Origin of the sequence: Bradyrhizobium sp. BRP20 (genome assembly GCF_020194215.1) — a bacterium.
In the GTDB taxonomy this organism is placed as follows: domain Bacteria; phylum Pseudomonadota; class Alphaproteobacteria; order Rhizobiales; family Xanthobacteraceae; genus Bradyrhizobium; species Bradyrhizobium yuanmingense.
In genome coordinates this window covers 16,922-41,904 of sequence record NZ_JADYVY010000015.1, presented here as the reverse complement: position 1 = coordinate 41,904, position 24,983 = coordinate 16,922, and the positions used below count along the sequence as shown (strand labels likewise).

The 24,983-nt window shown below is 65.2% G+C and carries 21 protein-coding genes and 1 pseudogene; 12 read left to right on the top strand and 10 right to left on the bottom strand.

Annotated features, from left to right (window positions below; translation table 11 throughout):
* Positions 1–13 precede the first annotated feature (13 nt).
* Both I6F33_RS28500 and I6F33_RS28495 read right to left on the bottom strand, forming a co-directional pair.
* The gene (locus I6F33_RS28500) at positions 14–508 is read right to left on the bottom strand and encodes a septal ring lytic transglycosylase RlpA family protein (RefSeq protein WP_193375181.1); all 495 of its coding nucleotides are present in this window, start codon (positions 506–508) and stop codon (positions 14–16) included.
* Positions 509–820: 312 nt separating this feature from the next.
* Positions 821–1,936, bottom strand: coding sequence for an aromatic acid exporter family protein (locus tag I6F33_RS28495; RefSeq protein WP_225144805.1), 1,116 nt, complete (start codon positions 1,934–1,936; stop codon positions 821–823).
* A gap of 117 nt (positions 1,937–2,053) precedes the next feature.
* Between I6F33_RS28495 and I6F33_RS28490 the strand changes: the two genes are divergently transcribed.
* A complete protein-coding gene (locus I6F33_RS28490) occupies positions 2,054–3,421 on the top strand; it encodes an MmgE/PrpD family protein (protein WP_225144804.1) in 1,368 nt (455 codons plus the stop codon).
* A gap of 196 nt (positions 3,422–3,617) precedes the next feature.
* Here the strand turns inward: I6F33_RS28490 and I6F33_RS28485 are convergent, their stop codons facing one another.
* Positions 3,618–5,045 (bottom strand): serine hydrolase, encoded by a 1,428-nt coding sequence (locus I6F33_RS28485; protein WP_225144803.1) that lies wholly within the window; start codon positions 5,043–5,045, stop codon positions 3,618–3,620.
* A gap of 144 nt (positions 5,046–5,189) precedes the next feature.
* A pseudogene (locus I6F33_RS28480) lies at positions 5,190–6,244 on the bottom strand (helix-turn-helix domain-containing protein).
* Between the two features lie 159 nt (positions 6,245–6,403).
* Between I6F33_RS28480 and I6F33_RS28475 the strand changes: the two are divergent.
* Complete coding sequence (locus tag I6F33_RS28475) at positions 6,404–7,321, top strand: pirin family protein (RefSeq protein ID WP_036024106.1); 918 nt, start codon at positions 6,404–6,406, stop codon at positions 7,319–7,321.
* A 63-nt stretch (positions 7,322–7,384) separates the two neighbouring features.
* Positions 7,385–8,299, top strand: coding sequence for a phosphoribosylaminoimidazolesuccinocarboxamide synthase (locus tag I6F33_RS28470; protein WP_225144802.1), 915 nt, complete (start codon positions 7,385–7,387; stop codon positions 8,297–8,299).
* Positions 8,300–8,468: 169 nt separating this feature from the next.
* Here the strand turns inward: I6F33_RS28470 and I6F33_RS28465 are convergent, their stop codons facing one another.
* Positions 8,469–9,962: an NAD-dependent succinate-semialdehyde dehydrogenase gene (locus tag I6F33_RS28465; protein ID WP_225144801.1), complete on the bottom strand. Its 1,494-nt coding sequence runs from the start codon at positions 9,960–9,962 to the stop codon at positions 8,469–8,471.
* Between the two features lie 106 nt (positions 9,963–10,068).
* A complete protein-coding gene (locus I6F33_RS28460; protein ID WP_036002694.1) occupies positions 10,069–10,389 on the bottom strand; it encodes a hypothetical protein in 321 nt (106 codons plus the stop codon).
* A 346-nt stretch (positions 10,390–10,735) separates the two neighbouring features.
* Here I6F33_RS28460 and I6F33_RS28455 point away from each other — a divergent pair, with 346 nt between their 5' ends.
* The 3 genes from I6F33_RS28455 to I6F33_RS28445 all read left to right on the top strand — a co-directional run bounded on the left by I6F33_RS28455 (position 10,736) and on the right by I6F33_RS28445 (position 15,052).
* The gene (locus I6F33_RS28455) at positions 10,736–11,932 is read left to right on the top strand and encodes a serine hydrolase (RefSeq protein ID WP_225144800.1); all 1,197 of its coding nucleotides are present in this window, start codon (positions 10,736–10,738) and stop codon (positions 11,930–11,932) included.
* 148 nt (positions 11,933–12,080) lie between these two features.
* The gene (locus tag I6F33_RS28450) at positions 12,081–13,775 is read left to right on the top strand and encodes an AMP-binding protein (RefSeq protein ID WP_225144799.1); all 1,695 of its coding nucleotides are present in this window, start codon (positions 12,081–12,083) and stop codon (positions 13,773–13,775) included.
* A 443-nt stretch (positions 13,776–14,218) separates the two neighbouring features.
* Positions 14,219–15,052 carry an outer membrane protein gene (locus I6F33_RS28445; protein WP_036024125.1) on the top strand — a complete coding sequence of 278 codons (834 nt, stop codon included), beginning with the start codon at positions 14,219–14,221 and terminating at the stop codon, positions 15,050–15,052.
* A 150-nt stretch (positions 15,053–15,202) separates the two neighbouring features.
* On the opposite strand, the gene I6F33_RS28440 is transcribed toward I6F33_RS28445, so the two are convergent.
* Entirely contained in the window at positions 15,203–16,204 is a 1,002-nt protein-coding gene (locus I6F33_RS28440) for an adenosine kinase (RefSeq protein WP_109142029.1), read from the bottom strand.
* Positions 16,205–16,328: 124 nt separating this feature from the next.
* Between I6F33_RS28440 and murJ the strand changes: the two genes are divergently transcribed.
* From murJ to I6F33_RS28420, 4 genes are all read left to right on the top strand, one after another.
* The gene (gene murJ / locus I6F33_RS28435; RefSeq protein ID WP_225144798.1) at positions 16,329–17,861 is read left to right on the top strand and encodes a murein biosynthesis integral membrane protein MurJ; all 1,533 of its coding nucleotides are present in this window, start codon (positions 16,329–16,331) and stop codon (positions 17,859–17,861) included.
* Positions 17,862–17,942: 81 nt separating this feature from the next.
* Positions 17,943–18,995 carry a tryptophan--tRNA ligase gene (gene trpS, locus I6F33_RS28430; protein ID WP_036002766.1) on the top strand — a complete coding sequence of 351 codons (1,053 nt, stop codon included), beginning with the start codon at positions 17,943–17,945 and terminating at the stop codon, positions 18,993–18,995.
* A 106-nt stretch (positions 18,996–19,101) separates the two neighbouring features.
* Positions 19,102–19,596, top strand: coding sequence for a universal stress protein (locus I6F33_RS28425; RefSeq protein ID WP_036002710.1), 495 nt, complete (start codon positions 19,102–19,104; stop codon positions 19,594–19,596).
* Positions 19,597–19,914: 318 nt separating this feature from the next.
* A complete protein-coding gene (locus tag I6F33_RS28420) occupies positions 19,915–20,484 on the top strand; it encodes a NifU family protein (protein WP_036002713.1) in 570 nt (189 codons plus the stop codon).
* Positions 20,485–20,489: 5 nt separating this feature from the next.
* Here I6F33_RS28420 and I6F33_RS28415 read toward each other — a convergent pair whose 3' ends face one another.
* Positions 20,490–21,524: an aspartate-semialdehyde dehydrogenase gene (locus I6F33_RS28415; RefSeq protein WP_057025860.1), complete on the bottom strand. Its 1,035-nt coding sequence runs from the start codon at positions 21,522–21,524 to the stop codon at positions 20,490–20,492.
* Between the two features lie 117 nt (positions 21,525–21,641).
* Between I6F33_RS28415 and I6F33_RS28410 the strand changes: the two genes are divergently transcribed.
* A complete protein-coding gene (locus tag I6F33_RS28410) occupies positions 21,642–22,430 on the top strand; it encodes a hypothetical protein (RefSeq protein ID WP_225144797.1) in 789 nt (262 codons plus the stop codon).
* A gap of 170 nt (positions 22,431–22,600) precedes the next feature.
* Positions 22,601–22,987: a hypothetical protein gene (locus tag I6F33_RS28405; RefSeq protein ID WP_036024148.1), complete on the top strand. Its 387-nt coding sequence runs from the start codon at positions 22,601–22,603 to the stop codon at positions 22,985–22,987.
* A 76-nt stretch (positions 22,988–23,063) separates the two neighbouring features.
* Here the strand turns inward: I6F33_RS28405 and I6F33_RS28400 are convergent, their stop codons facing one another.
* Both I6F33_RS28400 and leuB read right to left on the bottom strand, forming a co-directional pair.
* Entirely contained in the window at positions 23,064–23,699 is a 636-nt protein-coding gene (locus tag I6F33_RS28400; RefSeq protein ID WP_036002723.1) for a DapH/DapD/GlmU-related protein, read from the bottom strand.
* A gap of 119 nt (positions 23,700–23,818) precedes the next feature.
* Positions 23,819–24,931, bottom strand: a complete 1,113-nt coding sequence (gene leuB / locus I6F33_RS28395; RefSeq protein WP_225144796.1) for a 3-isopropylmalate dehydrogenase — start codon at positions 24,929–24,931, stop codon at positions 23,819–23,821.
* Between the last annotated feature and the right edge of the window lie 52 nt (positions 24,932–24,983).

Below are 24,983 nucleotides of genomic sequence, written 5' to 3'. Positions count from 1 at the left end.
GAACACGCCCTGTTCAGCCCACCGGCCCTGCAGTCCAATTGTCGCCAGCGAGCGGACTGACTTTCACGTCAGGAATGACACCGAGGTCCATGCTCGGATCGAAATGGCGCATCGTTCGCTCATTGAGGTCGATGATGCGGCCAGGTCTTAGTGGTCCCACGTCGTTTATCTTGACGATGACCTTCTTGCCCACGGCCTCGACGAGAGCATATTTCGGCCTCGCGCCGAATCCGACCCCACCGAATTTCCGGCGCAGGCTCGTCTTGATGGCAGCCGTCCAGGCGGAGGGATCATAACGTTCGCCGGAAGCCGTCTGCGGACCGCCCTCCTCCTTGCCGGGCTTGAACGGATTATAGGTGGACGCCGCGCCAATAATCGCATCGCCCGAGGCGGCATCGACGACGGCACTTGAGTGATCCCCACGCGTTTCACTTCGAGCAACGGCAACAGAGAAGGCAAGCATAACCAGGGCGCCGCAAACTGCGGCGCTCGAGCGGAAGAGCATCATGAGTCCTGTGATTTTTTAGATTGTCCGGTTCCAGAACCGCAAACGTGGTCAAGCGAACGCAGCAGCGCTCATGAACTTGCCGAACATTTTGCGGATTCGAGCCAACCCCTGGCTACGGAACCGTTGTGAGAACCGGAGTGGTCTCACGTCGTGTTTAGCTTCTCGCCGATTAAAACAGAAAATGCGTCAGCAACATGACCCGATGGAACCTCGTGCGTGGAGCGACTCAGAGCCGCAGACCGCCGATCACCGCCGCGCTTCGCACACGCGCATTACTGTCGAAAGCCGACGTTGACGACGACGCGCCCGAACTCACTCCGCAACGCGTGCGGTTTTATCTGTCGAGGCCTCCGACCATTCGCCGACGACGCGGTCGAGGTCGCCGAGATTCTGGTGCATCTGCTCCAGGGAGAAGCCGAGCGCGAAGAAGCGCTCGGCTGTGTCACTCGCGTGGCCGCGGATCAGGCCATCCTGACGGACGGACGCGACCGCCTCGGCATAGTGCTGGAGCGCGACATGGACGGGATGGATCGGCGGCGCGCCGACGCCCTCGCGCAAGGCGCCAGCGGCCGAGCGGAGGAAGCGGGCGATCACGGTCGACACTTCCGACAGGGGCGCTGCCAGCCGCAATTGCACTTCCACCGGCAGCGGCACCACCGTGGCGCGGCCGATCATCACGACGTCATGGCGCAGCCGCAGGATCGTTCGCAGCAATGGGCCGGTGTCCGGACCGCTCGACAAGCGCGCCGCGCGCTCACGCTCGGCTTCGGAGCCGATCGCATTCAGATTGACCATCGCGGTGCCGATGCCGTCCTGGATCCGGTGCAGCGCGTCGTTGTCGCGGCCGCGCGTGAGGCCTGCCAGCAGCTCGGCGAGGGCATCGGCGATCAGCTCGAGCAGAACCGCCGCGCTGGCGCGGATCTGCCGCACCGCGCGCGAGGGCAGCACCAGGAAGGAGACCAGCAATCCCGTGACGGCGCCGACGCCGACCTCGCTGACCCGATCGATCGCCGAGGTCAGGGGATCGGCATGATGCAGGGTCGGAACCAGGAGCACGATCACGGCGGTGACAGTGGCGGCGCTGAGGCTCGGATTGATCGCGGCGATGAAGGCGAGCGGGGCGACGGAGAGGACCAGCAGGCCGAGCAGGCCCGCCTCGCTGGAATAGGGAATCAGGATGGCGATGGCGCCGCCATAGAGGGCTCCGCCGATGGTGCCGAGCATGTAGTCGCGCGTCGCCTTCAGCGAGCGGCCGACGCTCATCTGGGTCACGATCAGCGAGGTCAGCACCGCCCAGAGCGGCAGCAGCAGATGCAGCGCGGTCGCGATCGCATAGGCCGCTGTCGCGGCGACCGTGACCCGGATCGCCAGCCCCAATTGCGTCCGCCGCGCTCGAATCCGGTCGAACAGCTGCCTTGCGCGCGTCATGCGGAATATCCCGATCCTTTTCGCCTAAGCAAAAGCATGGCTGATCCCCGCCGACGCAAGGCCGCTTGAAAGGCCAAATCAGCCCGCCTAACTTGCGCGCCAAATCGAGGAAACACGATGGCTCACGAAACCGCAACGCTCGCCGCCTATGTCTTCAATCTCAAGTACCAGGATATTCCGGCGGAGGTGCTGGAGCGCGCCAAGGTCCTGACGCTGGACTTCCTCGGCAGCGCCATCAGGGCGCGACGCGAGGCGGAATCGACCCCGTCGATGCTGAAGATGCTGGAGGCGCTGGCGCTCGACACCAAGGGCGAGTCCACCGTGTTCGGTGATGCCAAGACCTGGACGCCGGCGGTCGCGGCGCTGCTCAACGGCGCGCTCGGCCACTCCCTCGATTTCGACGACACCCATGCCGATTCCTCGCTGCATCCGAGCGCACCGGTGGTGCCGGCCGCCTTCGCTGTCGGCGAGATGGTCGGCGCCTCCGGGCGCGACGTGCTCACGGCGATCGTTGCTGGCTACGAGGTCTGCTGCCGCCTCGGCAATGCGCTCGATCCGACCTCGCATTACGCGCGCGGCTTCCACCCGACGGCGACGGCCGGCACCTACGGCGCAGCCGCGGCGGCGGGCAAGCTGTTCGGCCTGAGCGAAAAGCAGCTGATTGCCGCGTTCGGCATCTCCGGCAGCCAGGCCGCGGGCTCGCTGCAATTCCTGGTCAACGGCGCCTGGAACAAGCGCTACCAGGTCGGCGCCGCCGCGATGAACGGGGTGATCGCCGCGACGCTGGCGCGTAACGATTTCGTCGGTGCGACCGAGTCGGTCGAAGGCAAGCACGGCCTGCTCGCCGGCTATACCGACGATGCGCATCCGGACAAGGCGGTGGCCGAGCTCGGCAAGACCTATGAGACCATGAAGATCGGCGTGAAGCCCTATCCGAGCTGCCGCTACACCCATGCCGCGATCGACGCGCTGATCGCGATGCGGCGCGAGCACAATCTGACGCCGGAGCAGGTCAAGCGCGTCGAGATCGGTCTGCACCGCAACGGCATCACGCTGACCGGCGACGCCGCGACCAAGCGGCACCCGCGCTCGATCGTCGGCGGCCAGTTCTCGATGTTCTTCACCGGCGCGCTCGCGCTCGACCAGGGCTCGTTCGGCTGGGACGATTACAACCGTCTCGGCGACTCCGCCATCGACGCGCTCGCCGACAAGTTCGACGTGGTGCAGGACGATCGCCTCGAGATCGGCCGCAGCCATCCCTTCGGCGCGCGCGTGAGCATCACCACGGACGACGGCGTGCACGAGCGGCTCTATGCCGACCCCTCGGGCGAGCCGAATTCTTTTCCGGACACCCAGGCGATGCAGCAGAAGTTCTTGACGCTGGCCCGCCCCGTGCTGAACGCGCGCGCGGAAAAATTTGCCGACGCGATCATGACGTTGGAGCGGTTCGACCGCGTGGCGCAGGCGACGGAATTGGGGAGGTAAGCAGGTTCGCCGCAGGGCTTCGCTTACCCTCCCCTGGAGGGGGGGGGTCGGCACGCGATCGAGCAAAGCGAGATTGCGTGACGGGGTGGGGTGATCTCTCCACTCGGGCACTGTTCGTCGCGGAGAGACCGTCACCCCACCCCGCTCGCGCTGCGCGCGATCGACCCTCCCCCTCCAGGGGAGGGTAAGAAAGAACTCATTTCCCTCCCGCCAGCCTCCCCTTCTCGCGCGTTGCCGCCACCACATCGCGCACGAGGTCGAACACACCGTCGGCGTGCGGCGGCGCGTTCGGCGAGCGCCCCATGCGCACGATCACCAGCTGCTGCGACGGGATCACGATCGTGTACTGCCCGATCGTGCCCTTGGCGAAGAAGGCATCGCGCGGCCAGCCGTGCTCCACGCGATAATTTGCGCCAAGGCTGTCGCCCCGGTTGGTCCAGAAGCCGGCGCCGATGCCGACCCACGCATTTGGCGTAGCACTCGCCGAATAGTTCACCCAGCCTTCCGGCAGGATGCGTTTGCCGCCGGCGACGCCGTCATTGAGATAGAGCTGGCCGAAGCGCGCCCAGTCGCGGGCGGAGGCGAGCATCTCGCTCGACCCTTCGATCGTGCCGGCGCCGTCGAGCTGGAGCACGACATGGCGCATGCCGAGCGGGGCGAACAATTCGCGGCGCGCGAAGCGCAAGGCATCTTCCGGTGTACCGCCGGCCGCATCGCGAATCAGATGCGCGAGGATGAGGCTGTTGCCGTCGTGATAATTCCATGCCGTGCCCGGCGCGGTTGCGAGCGGGATGCTCTCGGCGTAGGCGGCCATGTCCTTCTCAGCGAATTTCATCCGGTTGATGGGCTCGAGCCCGGAGCCGAGCGAGGCCTGCAGCGAGCTGCCGAGCGCAAGGCCCGCGGTGTGACGCAGCAGCTGGTCGACATTGATGGCATGGCGCGGATCGTCGGAATCTCTCCAGACGGTGACCGGCGCGGGGCCGTCGACCTTCAGCTTGCCCTGACGCACCAGCACGCCGATCAGCGCCGAGATTACCGACTTGGTCATGGAGAAGCCTAGCAGCGGCGTCTCGGGTTCGATACCGTCGGCGTAGCGCTCGGCGACGATGCGGCCGGCCTTCATCACGACAATAGCGCGGGTGCGGCGGTGAGGCGGCTGCGTGGGCTCGGCGAAGGCGCGGTCGAGCGCAGCGGCGAGCGCGGGGCTTTGCGGCGGCACGATCGCGGGACCGGCGATCTCGGGCAGCAAGGCCGGCCGTTTGTCGACAGGCAGCGGCTCGACGGCGACGATGCCAGCGCCGTGCGCGAGCGTGCAGCCGAGCCCCTCGCGATACACGGCGTGGCTGCCGCCGAAGCCGAACAGCGTCACCGTGACGTCCTTGCGGACGCGGTCGATTCTGTACTCCATCGCCCAGCTGATCAGGCTCGCTCCGGGCATGGCGTCGGTGGTCTCGGCGAAGTTGCGTCCGGGATCGAGGCCGGACACGAACGTCTCGGCGCATAGGATGTTGGCGACGAAGCCGGTCACGACCCTCGGAACGTCGCGGGCCTGGGCCGCGCCGAGCGCAAGGCCGGCTGCGGCGATGGCGGTAGCGAGAAGGACGATCTTGCGGCGACGGGCCACGGGGCTTTCTCCGGCTGGGGCGTAGGCCGGGCAGGAAGCGGGATGCGGACGGTGGATGCTCGCCGGATCTGGAAAACAGGCTGGTCGAATTCGGAGCGAGCTGGCCGATTCCAGAATTTCAATGTGATTAGAATGGCTTGGAAACTAGGCCGCACTCGTCTTCAACCGCCGGTACTCGGTCGGCGTACGCCTGTCACCGCCTTGAAGGCGCGGTTGAATGGTCCCAGCGACTGGAAGCCGGCGTCCATGGCAATGGTGATGACGGGGACCTCGGCCTGGGAGGGATCGGCGAGCGCGGCCTTGGCTTCCTCGATGCGGTGGTTGTTCAGGAACACATTGAAATTGCGATAGCCGAGCCGCTGGTTGATCAGGCGGCGCAGCCTGTATTCGGGAATCCTGAGCCGGCCCGCCAGCACACCGATGGTAATGTTCTCCTGGCGATAGATCCGCTCGTCCGCCATCAGGCGCATCAGGGCATCGATGAGTTTCTGGTCGGAGTCCTCGGCCAAAGGCTGGATCGGCGCGATCGCGGGTGCGGGCTCTGGCGCAATCGGAAACAGATCGGCGCCATCGACTCGCAACATTGCGTAGGCGATCGCGGCAACGATGCAGGCGAGCACGCCTGTATTGATGGTGTCGGCGACATCGCTCGCGCTAAAGGCAACGAGGATCTGGAGCAGCGCATTCAACCCGCCATAGAGTGCGGCGGCGCAGACGATGACGACGCGCAGGCGGCGGCGACGCTCGACCAGATCGGCGGACCACGATCCGATCGTCTGCACCACCGCGAGCGCGATGAAGCCGAGCACGATCAGGTTCATTGCCGTCACGGAGAACCGCGCGTTGCCGCCCGGCGCGATCCAGAGACATCCGACGAAGCTGAAGGCGGTCACCGCGGCCCAGATCAAACCATGCCACCAGCGTAGCCGAAACTCGTCGTCGAACAGCGCGCGCGTGAACAGCCAGAACACGACGATGTTGCCGGTCGACAGTGCAATCAGCGGCGCGTGCCAGATTGGAACGAGCGACGACACGCCGATGGAATAGCTCGCGGCATGCGCCGCCGAGCCTAGCGCGAAGGCCGCGCCGAGGCGGGCCGCGAGCACATTGCGGAAATCGGAGAGCAATGACGCCGCCAGCACCAATAGCAGCGCGACGCTGGCAGCGCGGAAGGCAAGTTCGGTTGCGGCAAGGGTCATCGGCTGGGGCGAACGGTCGCGGTTGAAGGCAGCCGAACATCGTTCGTTGCGCCCGGTTTTTCAAGGACGATCCGCATGCAAGGGTTAGCGGAGCTTTGTCGCGACGGCGACGCCAAATCCTGCTAGCGTCGCGTTCAACAAAGCCAAAGGAGTCCCCCCATGAGCTGGCAGCCCTCGAACGATCCCGTGCTCGGCGATCCCATGTCCTGCGATGCGCTCGATCTCGTCATCGTGCCGCGCACGCGCGATCTCGGTGACGGGTTCGCGGTGCGCCGGGCGTTGCCGCACGGCAAGCGGCAGATGGTCGGGCCTTTCATCTTCTTCGACCATTTTGGCCCGGTGCAGTTCGTCTCCGGCAAGGGCATGGACGTGCGGCCGCATCCGCATATCGGGCTTGCCACCGTCACCTATCTGTTCGACGGCGCAATCATGCATCGCGACAGCGAGGGCAACGTCCAGGAGATCGCTCCCGGCGCGATGAACCTGATGACGGCCGGGCGCGGCATCGCGCATTCCGAGCGCACGCCGGACGCGCAGCGCGCCTCGGGCCAGAAGATGCTCGGCCTGCAAAGCTGGATCGCGCTGCCGGCGGGCTCCGAAGAGATCGCGCCGTCGTTCCAGCATTATGCGGCAGGCGATTTGCCGATGATTTCCGAGCGCGACTTCACTGCGCGGGTGATCGCGGGCTCCGCCTTCGGCATCGCCTCGCCGGTCTCGATGGTCTCGCCCTGGTTCTACACCGAGGTCACGGCGCTCGCGGGCGCGAGCGTGCCGCTCGACCCCGATCATGAGGAGCGTGCGATCTATGTCGTCGACGGCGAGGTCGAGATCGCCAACGAGCGCTACGAGGGGCCGCGCCTGCTGATCTTCCGGCCCGGCGACCGCATCACCGTGAAGGCGCTGAAAGCGACGCGAATGATGTTTCTCGGCGGCGATGCGCTGGAAGGCCCGCGCCACATCTGGTGGAATTTCGTCTCCTCCAGCAAGGAGCGGATCGAGCAGGCCAAGCAGGACTGGAAAACCGGGCGCTTCGCCGCAGTTCCGCAGGAACACGAGTTCATTCCGCTGCCGGAATAGGCTAATCCGGTGTCCGGCCGCGCCATCAGACGCGGCCGGATGTCCTGTGCGAAGGCTTTGCCGATGACCACCATGCTCTCCAGCGACCTGCCTCTATCCAAGATCGGACGCGGCAAGGTGCGCGATATCTACGCCGTCGACGACGACCGCCTGCTGCTCGTCACCACCGACCGCATCAGCGCCTTCGATGTGGTGATGAGCGAGACCATCCCGATGAAGGGCGCGGTGCTGACCCAGATCAGCGCGTGGTGGTTCAATGAGCTCGAAGGCGTGGTGCCGCATCACATGATCAGCGCCGACACCGACGAGATCATTGCGGCCGTGCCGGCGTTGAAACCGCACCGCGCCGAGATCCTCGGCCGCGCCATGCTGTGCAAGCGCACCACCGTGTTCCCGATCGAATGCGTGATCCGCGGCTATCTCTCAGGCTCCGCCTGGAAGGAATATGCGGCGAGCGGCACGCTGGCCGGCGAGAAGCTGAAGCCGGGCCTCGTCGAGAGCGAGAAGCTGGAGCCGGCGATCTTTAGCCCCGCGACCAAGGCCGAAAGCGGCCATGACGAGAACATCACCATCGCGAAGATGCGCGCGGTGGTCGGCGACGAGGTCGCCTACACGCTGGAGAGCATGACGCGGGCGATCTACACGCTGGGCGAGGAGCTCGCCCGCGAGCAGGGTATCATCATCGCCGACACCAAGTTCGAGTTCGGCCGCGACAAGGACGGCCGCATCATCCTGATCGACGAGGTGATGACGCCGGATTCGTCGCGGTTCTGGGCGGTCGACGCCTACAGACCGGGCCAGCCGCAGGCGAGCTTCGACAAGCAGCCGCTGCGCGACTATCTCGACGTCGAGCGCCGCGCCGGCCGCTGGAACGGCGACGCCCCGCCGCCGCCGCTGCCGGCCAGCGTGGTGGACGCGACCAGCAAGCGGTACCTGGAAGCGTATCGGCGCGTGACGGGGACAGAGCTGAAGATTTAGGCCCGACTGTTACCGCAGCTCCGTCATTGCGAGCGCAGCGAAGCAATCCAGAGTGTTTCCGCGAAGGGATTCTGGATTGCTTCGCTCCGCTCGCAATGACGTGGAGAGGCCGGTCGGCCTCTCCAACATCTCCGCCTGGCTCGCATTCGCGCTGACACGAGCGAGCCGCTCACACCCCCGCCATCATCACGTATTTGATCTCGACATATTCTTCCATGCCGTGGCGCGAGCCTTCGCGGCCGAGGCCGCTTTCCTTGACGCCGCCGAAGGGAGCGACCTCGGTGGTGATGAGGCCGGTGTTGACGCCGACCATGCCTGATTCCAGCGCCTCGGCGACGCGCCAGACGCGGCCGATATCGCGGGAATAGAAGTACGAGGCGAGGCCGAACGGCGAGGCGTTGCACATTGCGATGACATCGGCCTCGTCCTTGAAGCGGATCACGGGCGCGAGCGGGCCGAAGGTCTCCTCCTGCGACACCAGCGAGTCCGGCTTGACGTCGGCCAGCACCGTCGGCTCGAAGAAGGAGCGACCGAGCTCGCTGCGCTTGCCGCCGGTGACAACCTTGGCGCCGCGCTTGACGGCATCGGCGATGTGGCGCTCGACCTTGTCGACCGCCTTCATGTTGATCAGCGGGCCTTGCGTGACGCCGCCTTCGGTGCCGTCGCCGATCTTCATCGCGGCGACCTTTTTCGACAGCTTCTGCACGAACTCGTCGTAGATCTTGTCCTGGGCGTAGATGCGGTTGGCGCAGACGCAGGTCTGGCCCATGTTGCGATATTTCGAGACGATCGCGCCTTCGACCGCGGCGTCGATGTCGGCGTCGTCGAATACGATGAAGGGGGCGTTGCCGCCGAGCTCGAGGCCGAGCCGCTTCACGCCGACCGAGGCCTGCTGGTAGAGGATCTTGCCGACGGCGGTCGAGCCGGTGAAGCCGACGAAGCGCACCGCCGGATGCTCGCACAGCACCTTGCCGATCGGCGGTGCATCGCCGGTGATGATGTTGAGCACGCCCTTGGGGATGCCGGCGCGCTCGGCGAGCACGGCCAGCGCCAGCGCCGACAGCGGCGTCTCGTTGGCGGGCTTGAGCACCACCGTGCAGCCGGCCGCCAGCGCCGGCGACACTTTGCGCGTGATCATCGAGTTCGGGAAATTCCACGGCGTGATCGCACCGCAGACGCCGATCGGCTGCTTGATGGCGAGCAGGCGCGCATCGGCGCGCTGGGTCGGGATGGTCTCGCCATAGACGCGCCTCGCTTCCTCGGCGAAGAACTCGATATAGGCCGCGCCGATATCGACCTCGCCGAGCGCCTCGGTGAGCGGCTTGCCCTGCTCTGAGGTGAGGATCAGCGCGAGATCCTCGCGGTTGGCGGTGATCAGCTCGAACCATTTGCGTAAGGTGTTGGAGCGTTGCTTGGCCGTGTGCTTGGCCCAGGCCGGAAAGGCGCGCTCGGCGGCTTCAACCGCCCGGGTGGTGTCGTCGGCACCAAGCTGCGGCACCTTTGCGAGCTCGACGCCGGTGGCGGGATTGTTGACGGCGAAGACCGGCGTGCCGACCCAGGCGCCGTCGATGTAGCAGGCCTCCTTCAGCAGCGAGGGGTCCTTCAACCGGTCGCGCAGAGTGGCGGTGGCTTGCGGGGCGCGTGCGGCGGCGGTCGGTGTCATGGCGTTTCTCCCTGGGCGATCGGATCGGCCGCAATATAGGGACAGACGGTGCGCAATGCACCGCCCTGCAAACGCACGTCAGATGGCAGCTAAACTGGCAGCGGCCTTAGGCCGCGCCGCTCATATAGGTCTCGCGGCGGCCGATCATGCGCTCCGCGGCGGCCTTGGCATCCGCTTTCGTGGACGTCGCGCAGGTCCGGTACTCTAAATCGGGGACTGACGAGGTGTCGCGGCGGCCGAACCATGACTTCGAGCCGACCGGCAGCAGCGCCAGCGCCTGAGCCAGATTGTCCACCGCCCCGAAGGAATAAAGGGCGCCGGTACCGGCGACGCGGACCTCGTAGATCCCCGGCGAAATCGGCGCCTCCAGGTTCTCGCCACGTCCCGGACGGGGATAGCGCTTCCATTCGCTCCAGGTCGAAATCATCTGAGGTCCCCCTCGCCGCCCATCCACGGCCGGCACATTTGCATCAAGTCTTAACGGCTCGTCGATCGGGCCGGGTGCTGAACGCGGCAGCTCACGAAATGTTTCAGGGGTTCGGGAACCACGAAGCATATCGCGAGCAACCCATCCAAGGTGAGGCGAGACACGCCGATCCACCGCAGATTGCAAAAGAGCGTACGCGCTCAGCCTCGTTGTCGTCCTGCGTTGGATCAAGACCGTCAAGTCACGACATCGCGACCGGTGCAGGTACATAGATGGCGCTTGCCGCGCCGGAGATCCGGGAAGACAATCGATCACTTCCAACAATAATCAAACCCGAGGAAACGCCATGCAAAGCCAAGCCCAGATCGATGAGATTCTGCGTCAGAAGAGCGAGACCAAGGAGATTCCGGGCGTCGTCGCCATCGCGGCCAGCGGTCAAGACGTGCTGTATCAGGGCGCGTTCGGCAAGCGCGATCTGTCCAAGCCCGATGCGATGAGTGTCGACAGCGTGTTCTGGATCGCCTCCATGACGAAGGCGGTGACCACAGCGGGCGCCATGCAGCTGGTTGAGCAGGGCAAGCTGTCGCTGGATGCGCCGATCGGCGATGTCTTGCCGGAGCTCGCCAATCCGCAGGTGCTCGAAGGCTTTGACGCCAATGGCGAGGCGAAGCTGCGGCCGGCCAAAGGACCGATCACGCTGCGCCAGCTCGTGACCCACACCGCCGGCTTCTGCTACAACATGTGGAACGGCGATCTCGCGGTCTATCTGGACAAGCACGGCATCCCCGCCGTCACCACTTGCCAGAATGCGGCATTGAAGACGCCGATCATGTCCGACCCCGGCACGCGCTGGGAATACGGCACCAACATCGATTTCGTCGGCAAGGCCGTGGAGGCCGCCAGCGGCAAGCGGCTCGACGCGTACCTGCGCGACAATCTGTTCGCGCCGCTCGGCATGCGGGACACCGCTTTCAAGATCAGCGACGACATGCGCAAGCGCCTGGTCGGCATGCATGCGCGCGGCGAGGACGGCCAGCTGGCAGCGATCCCGTTCGAGCTGGAGCAGGAGCCGGAATTCCACATGGGCGGCGGCGGCCTGTACTCGACGGCGGGCGACTACATCAAGTTCACCCAGATGATCCTCAACAAGGGGCGCGGCAACGGCAACCAGGTGCTGAAAGCCGAGACGGTCGCGACGATGGGGCAGAACCACATCGGCGATCTCGCTATGGGCAAGATGACGACGGCGGCGCCGATGTACACCAACGACGTCGATCTCTATCCTGAGCAGGTGAAGAAGTGGGGCCTCAGCTTCATGATCAACACCGCCAAGACCGCCGAGGGCCGCAGCGCCGGCAGCCTCGCCTGGGCAGGCCTTGCCAACACCTATTACTGGATCGATCCGGCGCGCGACGTCACCGGCGTCATCCTGATGCAGCTGCTGCCGTTCGCGGATGCGAAATGCCTGGAGGCGTTCGCGGGCTTTGAGCGCGGCGTTTATGCCGGGCTCGATGCTGCCGGAAGCGGGCAGAAGGCGGCGTGACTCGCAACCTCTCACCTGACGTCATGGCCGGGCTTGTCCCGGCCATCCACGACTTGCCACGCGGCACAAAGAACGTGGATGCCCGGGACAAGCCCGGGCATGACGACGGGTAGAGTGTGCCGATCATCACTCACGAAAGGATTTCGACTTGGCGGATAAAGCGGACAGCTACGTTTGCGGCATCTCGGACGCGCCGCTGCTCGGCCACACGATCGGCCGGAGTCTCGACCAGGCCGCGCAGCGCTGGTGCAATCGCGAAGCGCTGGTCTCGCCCAGCCACGGGATGCGATGGACCTGGTCGGAATTCGCCGAACGGGTCGATGCGCTCGCCGCCGGCTTTCTCGCGCTCGGACTCGAGCGGGGCCAGCGGATCGGCATCTGGTCGCTGAACCGACCGGAATGGACGCTGACCCAGTTCGCCGCCGCCAAGGCCGGCCTGATCCTGGTGACGATCAATCCTGCCTATCGCCTGAGCGAGCTGGAATTTGCCCTTCGCAAGGTCGGCTGCGCGGCGATCGTCACCGCGACGGCGTTCAAGACCAGCAACTACATGGAGATGCTCAACACACTATTGCCGGAGCTGTCATCCGCCAGGCCCGGACAGCTGCAAGCGGCACGGCTGCCGGCCCTCCGCAATGTCATCCAGATCGGCGGCCCGGCCGCACCGGGCACAATTGCCTTCGACGAGGTCGCGCAGATGGGTGGCGACCGGCACCGTCAGCAATTGGCCGCGCTCGGCGCCGAGCTGCAGTTCGACGATCCCGTCAACATCCAGTTCACCAGCGGCACGACCGGATCACCGAAGGGCGTGACGCTGACCCACCACAACATCCTCAACAACGGCTATTTCGTCGGCCGCGCGATGCGCCTCACCGAGCAGGACCGCATCTGCATTCCGGTGCCGCTCTATCATTGCTTCGGCATGGTGATGGGCAACCTTGCCTCCGTGACGCTCGGCGCCACGATGGTCTATCCCGGCGAGGGTTTTGACCCGCTCGCGACGCTGCGCACCATCGAGCAGGAGAAATGCACGGCGCTCTACGGCGTGCCGACGATGTTCATCGCCGAACTTGATCACCCCGAATTCGCCGGCTTCGACCTGACATCGCTGCGGACCGGCATCATGGCCGGCGCGCCCTGCCCTATCGAGGTGATGAAGCGCGTCAACACCGAGATGAACATGCGGGAGGTCACCATCGCCTATGGCATGACCGAAACCAGCCCGGTCAGCTTCCAGAGCGCAACCGACGATCCGCTCGAGCGGCGCGTCTCCACGGTCGGCCGCATCCACCCGCATGTCGAGGTCAAGGTCGTCGACCTCGAAGGCAAGATCGTCAAGCGGGGCGAACGCGGCGAGCTCTGCACCCGCGGCTACAGTGTCATGCTGGGCTATTGGGAGGAGAAGGAAAAGACAGCCGACGTGCTCGACGCCAACGGCTGGATGCATACCGGCGATCTCGCCACCGTCGACGACGAAGGCTATTGCAACATCGTCGGCCGCATCAAGGACATGGTGATCCGCGGCGGCGAAAACCTCTATCCGCGCGAGATCGAGGAGTTTCTTTATCGCCATCCCAAGATCCAGGACGTGCAAATCTTTGGCGTCGCCGATACCCGCTACGGCGAGGAGCTCTGCGCCTGGATTCGTGTCAGAGCGGGCGAGCAACTGACGGCTGAGGAAGTACGTGCCTTCTGCGAGGGCCAGATCGCCCACAACAAGATCCCGCGCTACGTCGAGTTCGTCGACGAATTTCCGATGACCGTGACCGGAAAGATCCAGAAATTCCTGATGCGCGAGGCAGTCGAGCAGCGGCTCGGATTGAAGGCGGCGAAGACGGCGTGAAAGTGTTGAACGCTCTCCATATACAACGACCGTCATTCCCCCCGCAGGCGAATCCAGTACGCCGCGGCTTCTCGATCCATCACAGCCGCTCGGAGTACTGGATCGCCCGGTCTTCGCCGGGCGATGACAGTTTTGATTGAGGCCCGCGCCTGCCTACATCGTCATTGCGAGCGCAGCGAAGCAATCCAGCTGTCTCCCCGCAGAGATTCTGGACTGCTTCGCTGCGCTCGCAATGACGGGGATGACGAGCGTTACGCCGCCGGATGCTGCGCGGCACCCTTAGTTCCAGCTATTTGGACAGGTGCGCCATTCATTCTGCTTGTGGCGTCTCCCACGCGCGTTCAATGTCGATCACCTGTGGCAGGCCCGGCACAGCCATCGGCGGCAGTACAATGTTACGGTCGTGTCCTGACTTGATCGATTGTTGATCTAGGGGGAATGCCATGAAATTGGCTTGGAGGACCATCCTGGTTGCAGGAATTGGATTTGCAACCGTCGGCTCGGCAAGCGCTGCAGATCTCGCGGCCCGGCCCTTCAAGGCACCAGCGACCGCCGTAGCCGTCTATAACTGGACCGGTTTTTACGTGGGCGTGAATGCGGGTTACGCTTGGGGGCAGTCGGATCTCGGCACCGTGCTCGATCCCACCAGCAGCTGGGCCGTGGAAGGCGTAGCGTTCAGGAACGAGTTTGTGGCGCTGAGCAATCGCCGCCTCGATCCGGCCGGCGCTATCGGCGGTCTTCAGATCGGCGCGAACTGGCAGACCGGTGCTTGGGTTCTGGGTGTAGAAGCCGACGCCAACGCAACAGATATCGGTGCGCGCACCGTTTTCACCGGAGCGAATCCGCCGGTGATCCGCACATTCGACGAAAGCATCCGCAACGATTGGCTCGTGACCGTTCGCGGCCGCGCCGGCTATGCGGTCGACAAGACCCTGCTGTACGTCACCGGCGGTCTGGCCGTCGGCAGCGTCAAGGGAAGCTGGGATCTCACCTCGTCCAATGGTTATACCAAGACGGGTTCGGTGTCCGAGACGAAGGTCGGCTGGACGGTCGGCGCCGGCGTTGAGCACGCCTTCGTGCCGAATTGGACGGTTAAGCTCGAATATCTCTACACCGATCTCGGCGGCGTGGATTACACATCGACCTACGTGCCCGGCAGCACTTTTGCTCCGCCCGGCTCCAACTACGTCGAACGCATCTCGCAGGACCTCACCTTCCATACCGTGCGGGCCGGCCTGAACTACAAGTTCGGCGGGCCGATGATGGCCAAGTACTGAGAAGCGAAGAAGCCCAAGATCCCGGCTCCGGCCATTCGGCTCGGAGCCGTTTTTTTTGATCAGGAGCCAGAGAGAGCGCCTCGTTCTACGCGGCACGCCGGCAAAGTGCGGTCGCTATGCCGACCGCATCGTGGAGGCAGAGATAATTTCTTACGCCGTCAGCCCGCGCTGCTCGGCCAGCTCCTTCAACGATACCTGAGGCCGCGCGCCGATGTGCTGGATGACTTCGGCGGCGGCGAGCGCGCCGAGCTCGCCGCACTGCTTGTAGCCGAAATTGCGCGCGAGGCCGTAGAGGAAGCCGGCGGCGAACAGGTCGCCGGCGCCGGTGGTGTCGACCACCTTCTCGACCGGGAAGGCCGGCGCTGCGACGGCATCCTCGGACGAGACTACCATGCAGCCCTTCTCGCTGCGGGTGACGACACCGAGATTGACGTCGTTGCGCAGCTGCTTCAGCGCGGTGTCGAAGTCCGAGGTCATGTAGAGCGAGTGCAGCTCAGACTCGTTGGCGAACACGATGTCGACGGTGCCGCCTCGCATCAGCGAGAGAAACTCGTCGCGATAACGATCGACGCAGAAGGAATCCGACAGCGTCAGCGCCACCTTGCGCTTGGCGTCATGGGCGATCTTGGCCGCCTTGACGAAGGCCTCCTTGGCGTTCTTGGGGTCCCAGAGATAGCCTTCGAGGTAGACGATGCCTGCGCCGGCAATCTCGGCCGGATCGATGTCGGCGGGCGACAGGTCCTGCGCCGCGCCGAGATAGGTATTCATGGTGCGCTCGCCGTCGCCGGTGACCAGGATGTAGGAGCAGCCAGTGGCGGGGCCGTCCTTGGCAGCAGGCGTGTTGAAGGCGACGCCGGCGGCGCGAATGTCGTGCACGTAGAGCTTGCCGATCTGGTCGTCCTTGACCTTGCCGACATAGGCGGCGCGTGCCCCCAGGCTGCCGATGCCGACGATGGTGTTGGCAGCCGAGCCGCCCGAGACTTCGGTGGCCGGCCCCATGTCCTTGTAGATGGCAGCCGCGCGCGCCTCGTCGATCAGCGACATGCTGCCCTTCGCCATGCCATGCTTGGCCAGAAAGGCCTCGTCGGTCCGAACCAGCACGTCGAACAGCGCGTTGCCGATGCCGAGAACGTCATATTTCACGTCAGCCATTCACCTTGATCCTGTTTGCCGGATTGCGATCTAACCGGAAATCCGCTTCCTGTCGGCCTGAAATCCAAGCTCGCGGCCTATCACGACCGGGCCTTGGCGGGCAAGCAACGGTATTTTCGAGAGCATGATCCGCTCCTTCCTGACCGTCTCGACGGGAACGCTGGCCTCGCGCCTGCTGGGTTTCGCCCGCGATTCCCTGATTGCGGCGCTGCTCGGCACCGGCGCCGTGGCGGATGCGTTTCTGGCGGCGTTCCAGCTCGTCAACGTGGTGCGGCGGCTGCTCAGCGAGGGCGCGCTGAACGCGGCGCTGATCCCAGCCTGGCTGCGGGTGCGGGACCGCGACGGGGTGGCGGAAGCCGCGGCGTTCGCGGGGCGCGTGATCGGCACGGTCAGCACGGCCCTGATCGGGATCTCACTCCTGCTCGCATTGTTGATGCCGCTGATCATGACGGTGATCGCGCCGGGATTCCTCGGCAGTGGCACGCTCGATCTCGCGGTTCAGAACGCGCGGCTGATGCTGCCTTACCTCGCCTTCGCCGGTCCCGTCACCGTGCTGATGGGGCTGCTCAATGCGCAGGGACGCTTCGCGCTGACGGCGTTCTCGCCACTGCTGTTCAACATTGCGCTGATCGCCGCGATCGCGATGCTGCTGGTCTGGCATGCAGACGCCGGCTTCGCCGCCTGGATCCTGGCAGCGACCGTCGGCCTCGCCGGCTTGCTGCAACTCTTGATGCTGCTGTCGCAGCGAAGCGCGCGCCTTGCGACACCGCTGCGCGCGAGTTTCGACAAGGAGATGCGCGGCTTCTTCGCCAAGGCGATCCCCGGCATGATCGCAAGCTCGGGGCCGCAATGGCTGATGGTGGCGGGTGCGATCATCGCGTCCGCAACGCCGTCCGCGGTGTCCTGGCTCTATTTCGCCAACCGCTTGATCGAGCTGCCGCTCGGCATCGTCGGCGTCGCCATGGGCACCGTGCTGGTGCCGGAGCTGACGCGCGCCGTCGCGAGCTCCGATCGCGACGCGGTGGCGCATGCCGAATCCCGCGCGCTGGAGCTTTCCGCCGGGCTGGCGCTGCCGGCCACGGTCGGCCTGATCGTGCTCGCCGAGCCGATCGTGGGGCTGCTGTTCGAGCATGGCGCGTTCGGTGCGGCGGATAGCGCGGCCACCGCGCGTGCCCTGATGTGGCTGGCGCTGGGCCTGCCGGCGCATGTGCTGATCAAGGCGCTGTCGCCGGCGTTCTATGCCCGCAGCGACACGATGACGCCGCTGCTCGCGACCGCCAAGGGCTTCGTGGTGACGGTCGTGCTCGCGGTTCTGCTCGGTCATGTCTTTGGCGCAAGCGGAATCGCGGCAAGCATCGCGGCTGGCGCCTGGAGCAGCGCGCTCGCGCTGCTCCGCAAGGGCGCGGGCGAGTTCGGCTTCTCGATCGACGCGGCGGCCCGCACGCGGCTGCCGCGCATCGTGCTGGCCGCGATCGCCATGGGCGCCCTGCTCTGGCTGACCGCAGGTCTGGTGCCGGCCGGCGCCCATGGGCTCATCCACTTCATTGCGCTGGGTGTGCAGATCGCAGCCGGAATCGCCGTCTACGGCCTGTTGCTGCAGATCCTCGGTGCCGCCTCCTGGCGCGAGGCGGTTAACGCATTGAAACGGCTCAGCTAGACCACGGCCTCCGCGAAAGACCCTTGACGGGGCAGCGCCGCTGTTGGAAACGACGGCCGAATACCTATGGGAAGGCTGACCATGCCATTCGTTGAACGGGTCTTTTCGGGCGTCCAGCCGACGGGCAATCTGCACCTCGGCAATTACCTCGGCGCCATCGTCAACTTCGTGAAGATGCAGGAAACCCACAATTGCATCTATTGCGTCGTCGACATGCACGCGATCACGCAAGGGGTGGACGTCTGGGGCGGGCCGGTGGAGCTCGCGCGCAACACCCGCGAGGTGACCGCCGCGTTCATCGCGGCCGGCATCGATCCGAAGAAGCACATCGTGTTCAACCAGAGCCAGGTCTCGGGCCATGCCGAGCTCGCCTGGATCTTCAACTGCGTCGCGCGCATGGGCTGGCTGGGACGCATGACCCAGTTCAAGGAGAAGGCCGGCAAGGACCGCGAGAACGCCTCGGTGGGCCTGTTCGACTATCCCGTGCTGATGGCGGCCGACATTCTGCTCTACCGCGCCACCCACGTTCCCGTGGGTGAGGACCAGAAGCAGCATCTCGAACTCTCGCGCGACATCGCGCAGAAGTTCAACAACGACTTCGGCGACTCGATCCGCGCGCAGGGCGTCAATGACGGGCTGTTCTTCCCGCTGCCGGAACCCTTGATTACGGGTCCGGCGACGCGCGTGATGAGCCTGCGCGACGGCACCAAGAAGATGTCGAAGTCGGACGCCTCCGACAATTCGCGCATCAACCTCACCGACGATGCCGACACCATCGCGCAGAAGATCCGCAAGGCGAAGACCGATCCGGAGCCGCTGCCGACGGAAGAGAAGGGCCTGGAAGCGCGGCCCGAGGCCGACAATCTCGTCGGCATCTTCGCCGCGCTGTCCGGCCGCTCCAAGGCGGACGTGCTGCGCGAGTTCGGCGGCGGCCAGTTCTCCAGCTTCAAGAACGCGCTGGCGGAGCTGTGCGTGACCAAGCTCGCGCCGATCGCCGGCGAGATGAAGCGCCTCGTCGCCGACCCTGGCCACATCGAGGCGATCCTGAACGACGGATCCGACCGGGCGCGCGCGATCGCCGACGAGACCATGAAGCTCTCCAAGGACATCGTCGGCTTCATTCGCCGGCGCTAGGGCGCGCTTCGCGATACCGGCTGGCGCCACGGCGCCGGCCGCTTCGCCCCTCCCAAACATCGCGGGAGTGTGGCAGCATGCTCCCCGTGCACAATCCGGGACATGCATGACCAGTAAGCGACTTTGCTACGAGCCGGGTCACAAGCCCAAATGCCTCGTCATCGTCGACGACAGCGCCGAATGGGATCGCGCCGTCTATTACGCCAGCCGCTGGGCGATTCGCGCCGGCGGCGGCGTGGTGATGCTGCGCATCATCGAGCCTGAGCAGCAGAGCCAGGAATGGCTGGGGGTCGCCGACATCATGCGCGCCGAGGCACAGGAAGCCGCCGAAGCCGCGCTCGACCGCGCCGCCGGGCGCGCCAACGGCATCGCCGCCATCACGCCGGAGCGCGTCATTCGCGAAGGCAGCGCGATGGAACAGCTGCTCGCAGTGATCGACGAGGATCCTGATATCGCCATGCTGGTGCTCGCCGCCAATCCTGGCGCGGAAGGGCCCGGGCCTCTGGTCTCGCTGCTCGCGCATGCGCTCGGCACATTCCCGGTGCCGGTGACGATCATCTCGGGTGCCCTGAGCGATGAGAGCGTGGATTCGCTGTCCTAGCGACGATGCATCTTATCCTCCCCTGGAGGGGAGGGTCGGCTCATGTTGAGCGAAGCGAGGCATGAGACGGGGTGGGGTGACGGTCTCTCCACATCCGACACTGCCCGAGTGGAGAGATCACCCCACCCCGCTCGCGCTGCGCGCGATCGACCACGGGCGAGCTACGCTCGTCCCGGACCCCTCCAGGGGAGGGCAAGGCCAACCCACTGATTTTCATGAGCTAATATCCCGCCTCCCCTTGACCGTGCGTTAGCCGTCGCCATCTGCTAGGGGATAGAGCACGCGCCGGCCTTGAACCGGCGACGTCTGGAGAAAACCATGTTCATTCAAACCGAAGCCACCCCCAATCCCGCCACGCTGAAGTTCATTCCCGGCCGCGTCGTGGTCGACGGCAGCCCGATGGAATTTTCGAGCCGCGAATCGGCGGCGCGTTCGCCGCTCGCCGAAAAGCTGTTCGAGGTGCCCGGCGTCACCGGCGTGTTCTACGGATCGGACTTCATCACCGTGACGAAGGCGAGCGGTGAGTGGCAGCAGCTCAAGCCCGCGATTCTCGGCGCCATCATGGAGCACTACATGTCCGGCGCGCCGCTGCTCGCCGGCGGCGAAGCGCACAGCGATGCCGATCTCGACGACGAGGACGAGTTCTTCGATGAAGCCGACGCCGAGACCGTCGACATGATCAAGGACCTGATCGAGACCCGGGTGCGGCCGGCCGTTGCCAATGACGGCGGCGACATCACCTTCCGCGGCTTCAAGGACGGTATTGTCTATCTCAACATGAAGGGCGCCTGCTCCGGCTGCCCGTCATCGACGGCGACGCTCCAGCACGGCATCCAGAACCTGCTCAAGCACTTCGTGCCTGATGTGGTCGAAGTCCGGCCGATGTAAGCCGGTTACGCCGCCTTCTTCTTCGCGCTGATCAGCTTGCGGTTGATCAGCACTTCCGCGATCTGGATCGCGTTGAGGGCGGCGCCCTTGCGTAAGTTATCGGATACGCACCACAGCGCGAGACCGTTCTCCACGGTCGCGTCCTCGCGGATGCGGCTGATGTAAGTCGCGTCCTCGCCGGCCGCTTCGTAAGGAGTGGCGTAGCCGCCGGGCTCCTGCTTGTCGATGACGAGACAGCCGGGCGCCACGCGCAGGATGTTGCGCGCTTCATCGGCGGTGATCGGATTCTCGAACTCGATGTTGACGGCCTCGGAATGGCCGACGAACACAGGCACGCGCACGCAGGTGGCGGACAGCTTGATCTTGGGATCCAGGATCTTCTTGGTCTCCGCCATCATCTTCCACTCTTCCTTGGTGTAGCCGTCCTCCATGAAGACGTCGATGTGGGGGATGACGTTGAAGGCGATGCGCTTGGGGAATTTCTTCGCGACCAGCTCGTCGTTGGTGTAGACGGCCTTGGTCTGCGAGAACAATTCGTCCATTGCGTCCTTGCCGGCGCCCGACACCGACTGATAGGTCGAGACCACGACGCGCTTGATCGTCGCCTTCTCGTGCAGCGGCTTGAGCGCCACCACGAGCTGTGCGGTCGAGCAGTTCGGGTTGGCGATGATGTTCTTCTTCTTGAAGCCTTCGGTCGCGGCCGCATTCACCTCGGGCACGATCAGCGGCACGTCCGGATCCATGCGCCAAGCCGAGGAATTGTCGATCACCACAGCGCCGGCGGCGCCGATCTTCGGCGACCATTCCTTCGACACCGACCCACCCGCCGACATCAGGCAGATGTCGACGTCGGAGAAGTCGTAATGCTCGAGCGCTTTGACCTTCAGGGTGCGGTCGCCATAGGAGACTTCGACACCGACGCTGCGGCGCGACGCCAGGGCCACGACCTCGTCCGCGGGGAATTTGCGCTCATCCAGGATGTTGAGCATTTCCCGACCGACATTGCCGGTCGCGCCGACGACTGCGACTTTGTAACCCATCGTTCACTCTCCGATGAAAAAGCCCGTTCCCGAAGCTGACGCTTAAACAGGAAGAGCAGCGCTTCTATGCGAGAACCGGCCTCAAGACAACGTTAAGACCATGCCTTAGGGACGTGGATGCAGTCGCCTGACGCCAGCACGGCCGTTAGCCCTACCCAGATCCAGCTGACGCTCTTGGCCTTGGCCGACGAGGTCGTCGGCACGCTGGCGCATCTGGTCGCCTATGTGGGGGCGCTCGCCCTGTTTGCCATCCTCGCCCTCGCAGGCCTGGGACAGCTGCCTGACCTGCGTGGCGATGGTCCGGCGGACAGACCGGGCTGGAGCATCGCCGACCGCTCGCATCCGGCCTTCGCCGTCAGCCGGATCGATTCATCAGAAAAAACAGCCTCTTACGTCATCTTTAGGCATCCCGAGGGCGGCCGCAGGGACGTGCTGCGCTGGACCGATATGGCGGACAAGCCGGTGGCCGAACTCGAAATCTACCGCCAAGGCGCCGAATTCGACGTGACACGGCCGGCGGCCGCGGGTTTGGCCGCCCGGATGGGTTTGGGTGCAGATGCCCCGCTTGAGCAGGCCGGCCTGATCGACACCAAATTCGGACCCGTTGCCCTGTTCCGGCCGGTCGGCGGGGCAAAGGGGACGCGGGCCTGCCTCGGTTATCTCAAGCGCTACGAGGAGCCCGCCTTGCAGATCTCCGGCTTCTCCTGCCAGGGCGACAGCTTGCCCGCCCGCCGCGCGGCGATCGCCTGCACGCTGAACCGGCTGACGCTGCTGGCCTCGGGCAACGAGCCGAGGCTGGCGGAATTGTTCGCCCATGCCGAGCTCAGGCGCCGCGGCTGTGACCCCCAGGGCTCGCCGGACTGGCTGCTGGGCGCAGCGAACGCGCAATTGCGCGGAGCGCTTTGACTTGCATCAAGGATTCTGCATCAAGCTCAAGTAGCTGGTTTGCATGCAACTTTTGCCGGCGCGCACGATTATTCCGAGCTGGTGTGACCCAATTGACCTAGTTGCGTCCGCCCCGGCCGGGCTAGTATGGGGTGAAATCGACTGGCGGCCTGCCGCCTGAAGGGGACGTGATGAGCTTGAAATTTTCTGCCGCGAACAAACTGGCGACATTGCTTGCGGCGGGCGCCGCAATGGCCGTTGCGTTCGCGACCCCGGCTTCCGCCGACACCAGGACCAAGCAGCGCTATGACGACCGCGGCCGGCCCTATTACGGCCCGAGCGGCCCCAACACGGTCTATCAACAGGGCCGCACCCGCCTCTATGTGAGCAAGCGCTCCTGGCTCGATGGCGGCACCGAGGTCAATCCGGGCGACCGCAAGTTCACCGACTACGCCTTCCCCCCGGCCGTGGGCTATCCGTCCTTCGCCCGCGAGAACCTCAACCGGCCGATCGACCGCCAGCCGCTCTCCCCGCCGCAGGATGTCGGCGGCTATCCGCAGAACTTCCCGCTGTACTGAGGCGGGCGTCACGACCGAATCAAAATGGCCGGTGCTCACGCCCGGCCATTTTTGTTTTTCGCGAGATGCGTCCGTCTTACGCATTGGCTGCCGGATCGTAGCGCCGGCAAAATTCTTCGATGGCCTCGGAGCGGAAATCACTGAGGCGTTCGAAGATCAGCGCATCCGGCCAATCCCACCAGGCGATGCGGCGCAGGCTTGCGGAAACGGTATCGTCAAAGCGCTTGCGGATGGGACGGGCGGGAACGCCACCGACGATGGTGTACGGCTCGACATCGCGGCTAACGACGGCGCCTGCGGCGATCACTGCGCCATCGCCGACGCTCACGCCCGGCAGCAGGATGGCGGCATGGCCGATCCAGACGTCGTTGCCGACGATCACCCGGTCGCCGCGCCTACCTGCGAAGAAGTCGCGGTCGCGCGTCGCGCCCGCCTCGTAATATTCGGGGACGTAGGTGAAGCGGTGCTGCGAGGGACGGCCCATCGGGTGGTTTGGCGCACCGATCCGCACCGAGTTGGCGATCGCCGTGAACTTGCCGATCACGGCGTCGGCGACGTCGCAATTCTCGCCGAGATAGGAGTAGTCGCCGAGCGAAGCATATTCGATGCGCGTGCCCGCAAGCACCTCGCAACGCCGCCCGACCTGCGCCTCGCGCAGGCGCACCGTCTCATGGATGACGGTTTCCGCGATCTTGGGGCGGGGTGTATCCATGAGGCGGTTTCCAATGAGGCCGTAGCCCGGATGGAGCGAAGCGCAATCCGGGAAGGTCTGTCCACGGGGTGAGAACCCGGATTTCGCTTCGCTCCATCCAGGCTACGATTCTTCCCGCCTTACGCGTGCAGCTTCTGCAATTCCTTCAGGATCGCTTCGCCCATCTGCGTGGTGGAAGCGACCGTGGTGCCTTCCGACTTGATGTCGGCGGTGCGCAGGCCGCTGGCCAGCACGGCAGCGATGGCCTGGTCGACCTTGTCGGCGAGATCGCCCATGTCGAAAGAATAGCGCAACGCCATGCCGAAGGACGAGATCATCGCGATGGGATTGGCGAGGCCCTTGCCGGCGATATCGGGGGCCGAGCCGTGCACGGGCTCGTACAGCGCCTTGCGCTTCTTGGTCTTGACGTCGACCTCGCCGAGCGAGGCCGAGGGCAGCATGCCGAGCGAGCCCGTGAGCATCGCCGCGATGTCGGAGAGCATGTCGCCGAACAGATTGTCCGTCACGATGACGTCGAACTGCTTCGGCCATTTCACCAGCATCATGCCGCCGGAATCGGCGAGCTGATGCTCGAGCGTGACATCGGGGTATTCGCGCTTGTGGACCTGAGTCATGACCTCGTTCCAGAGCACGCCCGATTTCATGACGTTGCGCTTCTCCATCGACGTCACCTTGTTCTTGCGCTTCCGGGCAAGCTCGAAGGCGACGCGGCCGATGCGCTCGATCTCATAGGTATCGTAGACCTGGGTATCGATGGCGCGCTTCTGGCCGTTGCCGAGATCGGTGATGGTCTTGGGCTCGCCGAAATAGACGCCGCCGGTGAGCTCACGCACGATGACGATGTCGAGGCCCTCGACCGCCTCGCGCTTCAGGCTGGAAGCATCCGCCAGCGCCGGATAGCACACGGCGGGACGGAGGTTGGCGAACAGCGCGAGATCCTTGCGCAGGCGCAAGAGGCCGGCTTCCGGGCGCACCTCGTAAGGCACGGCATCCCACTTCGGACCGCCGACCGCGCCGAAGATCACGGCGTCGGCGTCCTTGGCCTTGGCCATGTCGCCTTCGGAGATCGACACCTTGTGCGCGTCATAGGCGGAGCCGCCGACGAGGCCGGTGTCGGTCTCGAACTTGGCGATCCCGGCCGAATTGAGCCAGTCGATCAGCCGCTTCACCTCGCCCATCACCTCGGGGCCGATACCGTCGCCGGGAAGCAGCAGCAGTTTGTGGGTCGCCATGGTCGTGTCCTTTTCGATCCTCTCTCGTCATTCCGGGACGCGCCTCTTAGCG